Source organism: Bradyrhizobium japonicum USDA 6 (genome assembly GCF_000284375.1).
GTDB classification, from domain to species: Bacteria; Pseudomonadota; Alphaproteobacteria; order Rhizobiales; family Xanthobacteraceae; genus Bradyrhizobium; species Bradyrhizobium japonicum.
Genome location: NC_017249.1, coordinates 2,726,405 through 2,739,339 on the forward strand (window position 1 = coordinate 2,726,405; position 12,935 = coordinate 2,739,339).

A 12,935-nucleotide genomic window follows, 5' to 3' on the forward strand; every position below is an offset into this window, starting at 1 on the left:
GGTCAGCTTTCCGGAACGAGGAAGATCGCGGCGAGCGGCGGAACGGTGAGGCGAAGCTCGGGCACCTTGCCGCCAGCGGCATGAACCTCGCCGATGTTTCCGACATTGGTGCCGCCGTAATGGGCGGAGTCCGAATTGAACACCTCTTTCCACTTGCCGGCGAGGGGCACGGGGACGCGATAGTTGCGATAGACGTTGGGTGAGAAGTTGATGATCACGAGACACCGTGCGTGCTCGTCGAATCCCTTGCGCAGCCAGGCGAACACGTTGCGGTTGGCGTCATCCGTGATCAGCCATTCGAATCCGCCCTGTTCGCAATCCATCTGGTGCAGCGCCGGCACCGCGCGATAGAGCCGGTTGAGGTCGCGGATCAGCGCCTGGATGCCGGAATGGTACTTGTATTCGAGCAGGTGCCAGTCGAGCGACTGGTCGTGATTCCATTCGCGGCTTTGCGCGATCTCCGCGCCCATGAACAGCAGCTTCTTTCCGGGATGGCCGAACATGAAGCTGTAATAGGCGCGCAAATTCGCAAAGCGCTGCCATTCGTCGCCGGGCATGCGGCCGAGGATCGAACGTTTGCCGTGCACGACCTCGTCATGCGACAGCGGCAGGATGAAGTTCTCCGAGAAAGCGTAATGCAGGCCGAACAGGATCTCGCCGTGATGATGCTTGCGGTGAATCGGATCCTTGCTGATGTAGTTCAGCGTGTCGTGCATCCAGCCCATGTTCCACTTGTAGCCGAAGCCGAGCCCGCCGAATTCGACCGGGCGCGAGACCTGCGGCCACGCGGTGGATTCCTCGGCCGCCGTGGTTGCCTGCGGGAAGCGCGCGAACAATTCGGTGTTGAAGCGGCGCAGGAACGCGATCGCCTCGATGTTCTCGCGGCCGCCATACTGGTTCGGAATCCAGGCGCCCGGCGGGCGGCTGTAGTCGAGATAGAGCATGGAGGCGACCGCATCGACGCGCAGGCCGTCGATCGCGTAACGCTCGAGCCAGAACAGTGCGTTCGACACCAGGAAGTTCGTCACTTCGGTGCGGCCGTAATTGTAGATCAGCGTGCCCCAGTCGAGGTGGCGGCCCTGGAGCGGATTGGCATGCTCGTAGAGCGAGGTGCCGTCGAAGCTGCCGAGCCCGTGCGGATCGTCGGGGAAATGGCCGGGCACCCAGTCGAGCAGCACGCCGACGCCCTCGCGATGGCAGGCATCGACCAGCGCGGCAAAATCCTCAGGCCCGCCGAAGCGACTGGTCGGCGCATAGAGGCCGGTCGGCTGATAGCCCCAGGAGCCGTCGAACGGATGCTCGCTGACGGGCAGGAATTCGAGATGGGTAAAGCCCATGTCGCGGGCATAGGCCGGCAGCTGCTCGGCCAGTTCGCGATAGGTGAGCCATTCGTCGCCGTTCTTGCGCCGCCAGGAGCCGAGATGGACCTCGTAGATCGACATCGGCGCCGAGAGCGCGTTGATGCCATCCGGTGCCGGGCGCGGGCGTGCGAGATGTGCCTCGTCGAACACGATGGAAGCCGTCTTCGGCCGCACCTCGCTCGCAAAGGCCATGGGATCGGACTTCAGCGGCAACTGATGGCCGTGCGGACCGATGATATCGAACTTGTAGTGGTCGCCGCCCTTGGCGTGCGGGATGAACAGCTCCCAATAACCGGCACCGCGGACCCGCATCGGATGGCGCCGCGCGTCCCAGAAATTGAAATCGCCGACCACGGACACCCGCCGCGCGTTCGGCGCCAGCACAACGAAGCCGATTCCGTCGATGCCTTCGAGCCGCATCGGATGCGCGCCGAGCTTGTCGTAGAGGCGCTGATGGGTGCCTTCGCCGAGCAGATAGAGATCGAAGTCGGTCAGGATCGGCGGGAAGCGATAGGCGTCCTCGAACTCGACGATGTTGTCGCCGAACCTGGCGCGGAGCTGGTAGCGCTTCGAGCCGTTCGGCAGGGCGCCGATGAACAGGCCCGAATCGTGGACGCGATCGAGCTTCGCCACCTCGCCATGTTCGCCCACCGCCTCGACATTGGTGGCCTCGGGGAGGAACGCGCGCACCACGCTCTTGCCGCCCTCGGGATGCAACCCGAGATAATGGAAGGGGTCGGAGTGGCGGCCCTCGATGATCGCGTAGGCCTCGGCTGGCAGTTTAGGCATGGGCTTCGCTCTCATTGGACAGAATGCGAAGCAGTCCGGTCAGCGGCGCGCGGAGCCCCTCAGGCCGGTGGGACAGCTCGTACTCTACTTCGTCGAAGGCTTGATCAAGCAGGAAAAACCTTAACAGGCCTTCCGCGGATTGCCGATCTTCCGGCCACACCCGGCGATCGGTCATGGCTTCGCGGTAGGCGTTAAGGAATGTCGCGGCGGCGCGTTCGCGCCATTCGCCGAGTGCGGTCGCGAGCCGGTCCTGCTCGTCGGATGCGCCCGTCAGCGCCCGACTGAGCGCTGCGTTAACCGAAAGCTCAATCGAGCGGATCAGGCCGGCAACGTCGCGCGCGGCAGGCAGCTTGCGTCGCTTGTCGGACAGCGCGAGATGCGGATTGCCGTCGAAATCGATGATGAAGATATCGTCCTTCACGATCAGGGTTTGCCCGAGGCGGAAGTCGCCATGATGGCGGATGTTCAACCCGGCGATGCCGGATGGCAAGAGGGCGTCGAGGTGGTCGGGCAGGGTCGCACGCATCGCGACGAGCTGATCGATCAGCGGCCGGTCGGATTCCCGCAGGCCGTCGCGGCTGTCGGCGAGCCGTTCAAAAACCCGTTCGGCCCGTGCCTTGAGGTCGGAGGCCCAGCGTTTGACGTGCGCGGGGCCGATTGGCTCCGGCGCGAGATTGTCGGGCTTGGCGGCGGCCAGCGCCACATGCAGCTCGGCAAGCCGCCGGCCGATCTGCGCCACGAAATGCAGATAGGGCGCCTGCTCCTGGGTCTCGCGGGGCGCTTCGCTCATCGGCGCCAGCCGCTGCTCATCGACGTAGCGGTCGAGATAGCCCGTGGTGACGGCCCAGCCGTCGCCCTGGTTCTCGACATAAGCGTGCAGGACGCCGATCGCGCTGCTTCGATCGCCCTCGATCAGCTCGACGCTGCCGAGCAGCGCGGGCGTATTGGCGAAGCGCGCCACCTCGGTGAGATAGCGGCCGATCTCGATCTCGGGATTGATGCCGCTTTCGAGTTGGCGATGAATTTTGGCGACGTACTGGTTGTCGACCAACGCCGTGCTGTTCGACTGCTCGATAGTGCGGATGCGTCCGGGCTCCTTGATGGTGTAATCGGCAAACCGGCTGGTCGCCTTGAATTCCAGCCGCAGATTGTTCTCATCCACCACCAGGTTCTGCGACAGGCCCCGCAGGAAAAGCCCGATGAAGATCTGCTCGGTTGCGACGTCGAGCAGCGTGCCTTCGCGCGCGCCCTGGCGCACGGCAGCGAGCGCCTTCGGGTTGAACCGCTCGCGGTCGAAGCGCACCCACTCGATCTGCATCGGCAGCACGTAGCGCGTGGTAACGTCGTTCTGCGTGGTCTCGAAGAACGCGATCCAGGGTCTGTTGTCGCCGATGTCGCTGAAAGGCACCGCCGAGGTCAGCGTGGCCTGGATGTGCTTGGGATTGTGCTCGGGATACCAGCGGGTCCGCGACAGGAAGCCCGGCAGCACGTCGCGCTCGAACACGCCGCGCTCGCGCGCGAGCGACACCCAGTTCGAATTGACCGGCACCACCAGCGTCTCGAACTCCGGCACCGCGCGCGGCGTCACCGGCTCGGATTTGTTGCGCTCGGTGAGCTGGAACCAGTAGAAGCCGTAGGGCCCCAGCGTGATCATGTAGGGCAGCTCGCCGATCGGCGGAAAACGCGTGCGTCCGAGCATCTCCTGCGGAATGCGGTCCTTCCACGGCGACAGGTCGAGCTCGGTCGCCTGGGCTGCGCGCGAGAGGTTGGCGACGCACAGGATCACCTCGTCGTTGTACTGCCGGACATAGGCCAGCACGGCGCGGTTGGCCGGGCGGATGAAGGTCATGGTGCCGCGGCCGAAGGCGAGGGTCGATTTGCGCACCGAGATCAGGCGCTTGGTGGCGCTGAGCAGCGAGGACAGGCTGCGCGACTGCGCCTCCACGTTCACCGACTCGTAGCCGTAGACGGGGTCCATGATCAGTGGCGCGTAGAGGCGGGCGGGATCGCAGCGGGAGAAGCCGCCATTGCGGTCCGGGCTCCACTGCATCGGCGTGCGCACGCCGTTGCGGTCGCCGAGATAGATGTTGTCGCCCATGCCGATCTCGTCGCCGTAATAGATGATCGGCGTGCCCGGGAATGACAGCAGCAGCGAGTTCATCAGCTCGATCTTGCGGCGGTCATTGTCCATCAGCGGCGCCAGCCGCCGGCGGATGCCGACATTGATGCGGGCGCGGGGATCGTTGGCGTAGGTGGTCCAGAGATAGTCGCGTTCGACGTCGGTGACCATCTCCAGCGTCAGCTCGTCATGGTTGCGCAGGAACAGCGCCCATTGGCAGCTCGCGGGAATGTCCGGCGTCTGGCGCAGGATGTCGGTGATCGGAAAGCGGTCTTCCTGCGCGATCGCCATGTAGATGCGCGGCATCAGCGGGAAGTGGTAGGCCATGTGGCACTCGTCGCCGCGGCCGAAATATTCCTGCACGTCCTCCGGCCATTGATTGGCCTCGGCCAGCAGCAGCTTGCCCTTGGAGTAGGAGTCCAGTTCCTGGCGCAGGCGCTTGATGATCGCATGCGTCTCCGGGAGGTTCTCGTTCGAAGTGCCCTCGCGCTCGCAGAGATAGGGAATGGCGTCGAGCCGGAAGCCGTCGACGCCGGCATCCAGCCAGCGCTTCATCACCTGGATCAGCGCGCTGACCACGCGCGGATTGTCGAAATTGAGGTCCGGCTGGTGCGAGAAGAAGCGGTGCCAGTAGAACGCCCCGGCCTCGGGGTCCCAGGTCCAGTTCGATTTCTCGGTGTCGGTGAAGATGATCCGCGTGCCCTGGTATTTCTGGTCGGTGTCGCTCCAGACATACCAGTTGCGGGCGCTCGAGCCCGGATGGCTGCGGCGCGCGCGCTTGAACCATTTGTGCTGGTCGGAGGTGTGATTGACGACGAGCTCGGTGATGACGCGCAGGCCGCGCTTCTGCGCTTCCTGGATGAAGCGCTTGAAGTCCTTCATCGTCCCGAAATCGGGATTGACCGAGCCGTAGTCGGCGATGTCGTAGCCGTCGTCGCGCCCGGGCGATGGATAGAACGGTAGCAGCCACAGCGCGGTGACGCCAAGCTCCTGGAGATAGGGCAGCTTCTCGGTCAGTCCGGCGAAATCGCCGATGCCGTCATGGTTGCTGTCGGCAAACGCCTTGACGTGGAGCTGGTAGATGATGGCGTCCTTGTACCAGAGTTCATCCACGATCTCGGCTGCCTCGGCTCTTTGGGTCTCGACGGAAGACAAAACATTCATGGCGTGATCCTTACGCCAGGCAGCGGAACAGCAGCGCCGGGTCGCGGTCGGGGTCGATACGTAATTTGATCCCGCCCCATTCGATGCGGGACTGTTCGCCTGTGATGAGATTTTCGAGTGCGGTGACGTGGCGGCGTGCGCCGCCGGCGTCGATGGTGAGGTCGCCCAGCGGCAACCAGACTTCGCGCACATGGCCCGAGAGGGCGATGACCGCGACGACGGCGTTGGCTGGATCGGCCGCCTCCTTGGCAAAGGCGATCGTCTCGCCGTCCTCGACGCCGAGGAAGCGCAAATTCTCCGTTTGCTGAAGTGCGGCGTTATCGTTGCGGATGCGATTGAGCGCGGCGATGTAGGGCTTGATGTTGCCGGGCCGGTCCCAGTCGCGCGGCTTGATCTGGTATTTCTCGGAATCGAGATATTCTTCGCGGCCGGGAATTGCGTCATGCTCCAGCAGCTCGAACCCGCTGTAGATGCCATAGCTGCCGGACAGCGTCGCGGCCAGCGCGACACGCGACCTGAACGCCCAGGGCTCGCCGCCCTGGAGATGATAGGGCAGCAGATCGGGCGTGCTCACGAACAGATTCGCCCGATAGAAATCGCGCTCGGGATAGCGCGTCAGCTCGCCCAGATATTGCTCCAGCTCCCACTTGGCCGTGCGCCAGGGGAAATAGCTGAAGGACTGTGCAAAGCCGAGCTTGGCGAGGCCCTGCATCAGCTTCGGCCGCGCAAAGGTCTTGGAGAACAGGATCACCTCGGGATGACGGCGGCGGATGTCGCTGATCAGCCACTCCCAGAACGGAAGCGGCGCGGTGTCGTGATTGTCGATGGCGAAGATGGTGACGCCGTGGTCGATCCAGAAGAGCATGGCATCGCGAAACGCGTTCCACAGCCCGGCCCTGTCGACGGAGGCGAAATCGGGGATGACGATGTCCGAATAGGGATCATCTGCCGTCCGCACCGCACGATTCGGCCGCCATTTGAACCATTCCGGATGCTGCGTCAGCCAGGGATGGTCCGGCGAGCATTGCACGGCGAAGTCGAGCGCGAGCTCGAGGCCGTATTCGAGACAGGTCGCGACCAGCGCGCGGAAATCCTCGATCGTGCCGAGCTCGGGATGCAGTGCATCGTGCCCGCCCTCGGCCGTGCCGATCGCATAGGGCGAGCCGGGATCGCCTTCGGTCGCCACCGGCGCATTGTTGCGGCCCTTGCGGCGGGTGCGGCCAATGGGGTGGATGGGCGTGAAGTAGAGCACGTCAAAGCCCATCGCGGCGATGTCGGGCACGCGCGCGATGCAGTCGCGCAGCGTGCCATGCCGGCCGGGGCTCTGGCTCTGGCTGCGCGGCATCATCTGATACCAGGCGCCGAAGCGTGCCTTGTCGCGGTCGACGATCAGCGGGAAGTTCTGCGAGCGGGTCAGGTCGGGCCGCGACTGGCTCTCGGCCATGGCTGCGCCGAGATCGGCTGCAAGCAGCGAGCCGACGTCGCCGGTCTGCAGATAATCCTCGCATTGCTTCACGATGACCGCCGCGGCGTCCTGCCGGGCGCCATGCGCCTTGGTCAGGAGGCCGGCGCCCTCGATCGCGTCGAGGCTGACGTCCGCGCCGGCACGCCGTTTGCGCACAACGCCGCGCGACCAGGTGGCGAACTCGTCGGTCCATGCTTCGATCGCATAGACATATTGGCCGGGCTCGACGGGGGTGAACGCGCCGGACCAGCGGTCATTGCCGTGATGGATCATCGGCTCGCTCCGCCATTCCCGGTCCTGTTCTCCTCGCCAGATCAGCGCGGCACCGATCACCGCGTGGCCGTCGCGATAAATGTCGGCCCAGACGTCGACCCGTTCGCCTGCAATACGCTTCACGGCGAAACGGCCGCCGTCGATCGAGGGATAGATATCTTCGATAAGGAAAGCGCCGCCGGCTGCGGCACTCTCGACAGTTTGAATTGTCTTGTTCACGGTGATGCCATTGACAAGAAAGCAGGAGCCCGTTTCCCTTGTCGGGAACCTACGCTTGATACCAATATAGAAAGCCGCTTGTGTGTCATTGGTTCCCTTGGGAACGGCAGGCACGGTTTGCGAGTTACCCCTGACTAACCTCTTCCACGACCTCGTTAAAATCCATGCCCCCGGCCGGATGACGGCCTGCAAGCTGCGTGCCGAATGGATCTTTTAGCTCAAGCCCGGATCAAGGGCGTTCAGTCCGAATTCGTCGATGCCCTCGGAAAGCTGCGGGTCACCGATCCCGTGGCCCTCAAATCCATCCTCGAGGCCCTGCCGGAGAAGCGGGTTTACCGCTTCGTCGGCGGGCCCGTGGTGGTGCGCGCCCTGGGACATCCGCGCACCGAATTGACGACAATCGGCGCGCCGCCGCTGCAATGGACATTGCGCGCAAACGGCAATGTGATCGCGCAAGGCGAGACGCGCGAACCCGTGATCGCCTGGCCCGCCAGCCTGCCGCTCGGTTATCACCGGTTGACGCTGACCGATGCCAAGGGTGTTGCGGAAGAGGTGCCGATGATCGTGGCGCCCGAACGCGCCTTCGGCGGCGATTTCGCCCGCGGCTGGCTGCTTGCCGTGCAGCTCTACAGCGTCCGCTCGGACCGCAATTGGGGCATTGGCGATTTCACCGACCTCGCCGATCTCGTCCGGCTCGCCAGGCAGCTCGGCGCCGATGGCGTCGGGCTCAATCCGCTGCATGTCCTGTTCGACAACCATCCCGCCGATTGCAGCCCCTATTCGCCGAACAGCCGGCTGTTTCTCAATCCGCTCTATATCGACGTCGAGGCGATCCCGGAATTTTCCGTCGACCTCGTCCCCGACGCGGCCGCGACCGCCGCGCGGCTGCGCGAAGGCGATCGTGTGCCCTATGCGGACATGGCGGCGTTGAAATGGCTCGGCCTGCGCGCCGCCTACAACAGTTTCGTGACGAGTGCGAGCGAGGCGCGCCGCAAGGAATTCGACGCCTTCCGCGCCGACCGGGCGCCGCTGTTGTCCCGCTTTGCCTGCTTTGAGGTGCTGCGGCATCGCTTCGCCGGGCCTTGGTGGGAGTGGCCGCAAGAGTGGCAGCAGCCGGATGAAGCCAAATGCGCCGAGCTCCGCAACGGTCCCGACAAGCGCGAGGTCGAGTTCGTCGAATTCGTGCAATGGACGGCCGATAGCCAATTGCATGCCGCCAAGGAATTGGCCGGCCAGCTCGGCATGCGCGTCGGGCTCTATCTCGACGTCGCCGTCGGCGTGCAGTCCAACGGCTTCGACGCCTGGAACGAGCAGATGGCGATTTCGCGCCATCTCGCCGTCGGCGCGCCGCCCGACGTGCTCAACACCGTCGGACAGGATTGGGGTCTTGCCGGCTTCAATGCCGGCGGTCTGGAGGCGCAATCCTTCGTGCCGTTCGCCGACATGCTGGCCGCCTCGATGCGCCATGCCGGCGCGATCCGGCTCGATCACGTGCTGGGCTTGAAACGGCTGTATCTGGTGCCGCGCGGCTTCAAGCCGGACAACGGTGCCTATGTGCAGATGCCGTTCGAAGCGCTGCTCGGCGCCGTGGTGCGCGAGAGCGCGGCGCACAAATGCATCGTGATCGGCGAGGACCTCGGCACCGTGCCGGAAGGTTTTCGCGAGACCATGCAGGATTTCGGCATCTGGTCCTACCTCGTCATGATGTTCGAGCGCGACGATGCCGGCCGTTTCCGCAATGCCGACCATTACCGGCCCAACGCGCTGGTCACGCTGAACACGCATGATCTGTGCACCTATGCCGGCTGGCGCTCCTTCAGCGATCTCAAGATGAAGCGCTCGCTCGGGCTCGACCCCGGCGAGAACGACCAGGCGCGCTGGGATGCGCTCGGCAGGCTCGACGAGATCCTGCGCCAGAACGGCATCAACGCCAACGATCTCTATTCGGTGCTCGCCTTCCTGTCGCGGACGCCGTCGCGACTTCTGGCGGTGTCGCTTGAGGATCTGCTCGGCGTGATTGACCAGCCCAACATTCCCGGTACGATCGATGAGCATCCGAACTGGCGCCAGCGCCTGCCGGTGGCGCTCGACAAGATCGCCGCCAAGGTCGATGCTACGGCCTTGAAGGCGGCGACGCGGGAACGCTCGTTGACCGGCGGGAGTTGAAACGGCGGATTTTCCGGGGCTCGTAACACATTGGCTCAGAGGATCGAGGACTATGCGCTGATCGGCGATTGCGAGACCGCAGCGCTGGTCGGGCGCGACGGCTCGATCGACTGGCTGTGCTGGCCGGCCTTCGATTCCGATGCCTGCTTTGCCGCGATCCTCGGCACGCACAAGAACGGCCGCTGGCTGATCGCGCCAGGCGAAGACATCACCGGTATCTCGCGCCGCTATCTCGGCAACACCCTCATCCTCGAAACGCGCTTCGAGACCAGGAGCGGCGCCGTGGCGCTGATCGACTTCATGCCGCCGCGCGGCAAGGCCTCCGACATCGTGCGGCTGGTCCGCGGCCTCACGGGCACGGTGAAGATGCGGATGGAGCTCGTCATCCGCTTCGGCTTCGGCGTCGACATTCCCTGGGTGCGACGCATCGACCATTCGCTGCTGGCGGTCGCCGGCCAGGACATGACGGTGCTGCGCACCCCGGTGGAGACCCGCGGCGAGGATCTCACCACGGTCTCCGACTTCGACGTGAAGGCGGGCGAGACGGTGCCGTTCGTGCTGACCTACGGCCCCTCGCATCTCGATCCGCCGGCGCCGATCGATCCGGAGATCGCCTTCCAGGAGACCGAGAAATTCTGGAGCGAATGGTGCAGCCGCTGCACCCGCGACGGCGAATATCACGATCTGATCCTACGCTCGCTGATCACGCTGAAGGCGCTGACCTTCGCCCCGACCGGCGGCATCGTCGCGGCGCCCACCACCTCGTTGCCGGAGAAGCTCGGCGGCGCCAGGAATTGGGATTACCGCTTCTGCTGGCTGCGCGATGCGACCTTCACGCTGCTGGCGCTGATGAACTCGGGTTACACCGAGGAAGCATTGGCCTGGCACAATTGGCTGCTGCGCGCGGCGGCAGGCTCGCCGGCGAACATGCAGATCATGTACGGCATCTGGGGCCAGCGGCGTCTGCTGGAATGGGAAGCGGACTGGCTCGACGGCTATGAGGGCGCTCAGCCGGTGCGGGTCGGCAACGCCGCGCATGCGCAGCTCCAGCTCGACGTCTACGGCGAGCTGATCGACGCCTTCCACCAGTCCCGCATGGCCAAGCTCAAGCTCGACGACGAGACGACCTGGGCGCTGGAATGCGCCGTGCTCAACCATCTCGCCGAGGTCTGGGACCATCCCGATCACGGCATCTGGGAACGGCGCGGACAGCCGAGGCACTACGTCTTTTCCAAGGTGATGACCTGGGTCGCGTTCGACCGCGGCATCAAGAGCGCCGAGACCTTCGGCTTCAAGGCGCCGCTGCTGCACTGGCGCGCGTTGCGCGAAGCCATTCATCGCGACGTCTGCAACAGGGGATTTGACGCGGAGGAAAACGCCTTCGTCGAGTCCTACGGCACGAAACTGCTCGATGCCAGCGTGTTGCTGCTGCCGGCGGTCGGCTTCCTGCCGGCGCAAGACCCGCGCATCCGCGGCACCATCGCGGCCGTCGAACGGCACCTGATGCGCGACGGTTTCGTGCTGCGGCACGATCCGCGCGAAGTGTCCGAGGAGACGCAGCCGATCGAGGGCGCGTTCCTGGCGTGCAGCCTGTGGCTGGCCGATGCGCTCGTGCTGGCGGGCGATCTCGACAAGGCGCAAGCCTTGCTCGACCGCGTGGTCGGCATCGCGAACGACGTCGGCCTCCTGGCCGAAGAGTATGATTCAGGCGCCCGGCGCCAGACCGGCAATTTCCCGCAGGCCTTGACCCACATCGCGCTGATCAACACCGCGCACAATCTGTCGGCGGCGAGGCAGGAGAGCGAGAAGCCGGCGGTGCAGCGGTCGAAGTAGAGACGGCGTGGTCGAGGCCGCTTGCGCCCTAGACCCCGAGCCACTCCAGGCCGCAGGGAAGCTCGCCGGCGGCAAAGTCCACTTGGAGGACACGGCGATGCATCAGAGCGATCGCCGCGTCCGACGCATGGAGAACGGGTGTTGCATAGAGCCAGACGTCGCCGGGCTCGGCAAGGCATGCGACCGTGCCGCAATGCCGGACGACGTCCTTCACGTCCTCCTCAGGAATTCGGCCAAGCTTGTGCGATCCGGGTGCGATCAAGAGCGGTGCATTGCTGGCCGGGACCGGATCAATATGAACTCGCAGGGTCACCATGCCGGAGAGCAGCGTGAAGGGCGGTTCGACATGCTGCATGCCGCTCTTGACGCTCCATGTCTCGAAACCATCGACCGGGACGCGCGCCTTCACGGCGATGGTGCGATCCTGGTGCCAGCCCAGCGCCCAGTTCGTCGCAGCCGTCTTGTCGAACAGGATAGCCCTGACCGGGCGACAAGTGTCTCCAAGCACCGACGCGGCACAGCATCCGATATCTCCGCTCGCGGCAAGGAACGGCGCGAGACCCTCGACGTCTCTCAGCCTCAGCCCGGCGTGATCGGGCGGCAAATGGGACAGAACCGCCTCGAGCCGGTGCAATCGATCCGCGGTCAGTGCCTGCCGGAACAGCTGCGCACCATCGTCTCGAAAAGTCAGCTGCTCAAGTCCCAAGGTCACGCACCGATAGATTGATCGCTCAGCCCACCGCGTTCCGCTTCAAAATCACCTCCATCGCCTCCGCAAAGCCGTCCTGTTCGTTGGTCGCGGTGACGTGGGTGGCCTGGTCCTTGACGCTGTCGGTGGCATTGCCCATGGCGATCGAGGTGCCGCTGACGCGGAACATCGCAAGGTCGTTCTGCATGTCGCCGATGGTGGCGACCGCGTCGGTCGAAATACCAACGCGCTTGGCTATGGCCTGCACGAAGGTGCCCTTGTCGAAGCCGGGCGGCGTGATGTCGAGATAATAAGTCTGCGAGCGCACCGCGGTGGCCGCGCTGCCGAGCGCCTCCTGCATCGCCTTCTCGCAACGCTCCAGGCCGGCCGCATCGGCGCTGGCGCCGACGATCTTGCAGGCGCTGGTGAGATACGGCGCAAAATCCGTCACGATGGTCGGGGCGGAGCGGATCGTGTGCTCTTCATGCGCGACGTATTTCCCGCTGGGATTGTCGATCAGCCATTTGTCGGTGGTGAAGAGCCAGATGTCGGCACCGAACTCGCGGAGGATTTTTAGCGACCGTTCGGCGGCGCTCGCCGGGATCAGGTGCTGCTCGACCGGATGCATCTCGGGATCGACGATCGAGGAGCCGTTGAACGGGCCGATCGGCAGCCAGAGCGCCAGCGGCTCGATCAGGAACCGCATGCCGATCGCGGGGCGGCTGGAGGTGATGGTGAAGCCGATGCCGGCCTTGTGCAGCCGCTGGACCGCGGACCGCGCGCGCTCCGTCAGCGTCTTGTCCTTGGTCAGCAGCGTGCCGTCGACGTCGGAGACGACCAGTGAGATTTTCGTCATGG

7 protein-coding genes are annotated in these 12,935 nt (G+C 64.8%); 2 read left to right on the forward strand and 5 right to left on the reverse strand.

All coding sequences use genetic code 11. The features are described from left to right. Positions 1–2: 2 nt before the first annotated feature. Genes glgB through BJ6T_RS12790 form a run of 3 tightly spaced genes read right to left on the reverse strand, consistent with a single transcriptional unit; the run spans position 3 to position 7,390 of the window. The gene (gene glgB, locus BJ6T_RS12780; protein WP_014492785.1) at positions 3–2,150 is read right to left on the reverse strand and encodes a 1,4-alpha-glucan branching protein GlgB; all 2,148 of its coding nucleotides are present in this window, start codon (positions 2,148–2,150) and stop codon (positions 3–5) included. Continuing rightward, entirely contained in the window at positions 2,143–5,433 is a 3,291-nt protein-coding gene (gene treS / locus BJ6T_RS12785) for a maltose alpha-D-glucosyltransferase (protein ID WP_014492786.1), read from the reverse strand. The genes glgB and treS overlap by 8 nt, the downstream gene beginning before the upstream one ends. Before the next feature lie 10 nt (positions 5,434–5,443). After that, the gene (locus tag BJ6T_RS12790; protein ID WP_028170633.1) at positions 5,444–7,390 is read right to left on the reverse strand and encodes a maltotransferase domain-containing protein; all 1,947 of its coding nucleotides are present in this window, start codon (positions 7,388–7,390) and stop codon (positions 5,444–5,446) included. 204 nt (positions 7,391–7,594) lie between these two features. Here BJ6T_RS12790 and malQ point away from each other — a divergent pair, with 204 nt between their 5' ends. Next, positions 7,595–9,556, forward strand: a complete 1,962-nt coding sequence (gene malQ / locus BJ6T_RS12795) for a 4-alpha-glucanotransferase (RefSeq protein ID WP_014492788.1) — start codon at positions 7,595–7,597, stop codon at positions 9,554–9,556. A gap of 30 nt (positions 9,557–9,586) precedes the next feature. Further along, entirely contained in the window at positions 9,587–11,389 is a 1,803-nt protein-coding gene (locus BJ6T_RS12800; RefSeq protein WP_014492789.1) for a glycoside hydrolase family 15 protein, read from the forward strand. Between the two features lie 28 nt (positions 11,390–11,417). Here the strand turns inward: BJ6T_RS12800 and BJ6T_RS12805 are convergent, their stop codons facing one another. After that, positions 11,418–12,101, reverse strand: a complete 684-nt coding sequence (locus BJ6T_RS12805; RefSeq protein ID WP_244469621.1) for a phytanoyl-CoA dioxygenase family protein — start codon at positions 12,099–12,101, stop codon at positions 11,418–11,420. A gap of 19 nt (positions 12,102–12,120) precedes the next feature. Then, entirely contained in the window at positions 12,121–12,933 is an 813-nt protein-coding gene (locus BJ6T_RS12810) for a Cof-type HAD-IIB family hydrolase (RefSeq protein WP_014492791.1), read from the reverse strand. Positions 12,934–12,935: the final 2 nt, after the last annotated feature.

Coding starts and splice junctions, on each gene's coding strand:
- glgB (WP_014492785.1), bottom strand. CDS start 2,150: ATGCCTAAACTGCCAGCCGAGGCCTACGCGATCATCGAGGGCCGCCAC.
- BJ6T_RS12810 (WP_014492791.1), bottom strand. CDS start 12,933: ATGACGAAAATCTCACTGGTCGTCTCCGACGTCGACGGCACGCTGCTG.
- malQ (WP_014492788.1), top strand. CDS start 7,595: ATGGATCTTTTAGCTCAAGCCCGGATCAAGGGCGTTCAGTCCGAATTC.
- treS (WP_014492786.1), bottom strand. CDS start 5,433: ATGAATGTTTTGTCTTCCGTCGAGACCCAAAGAGCCGAGGCAGCCGAG.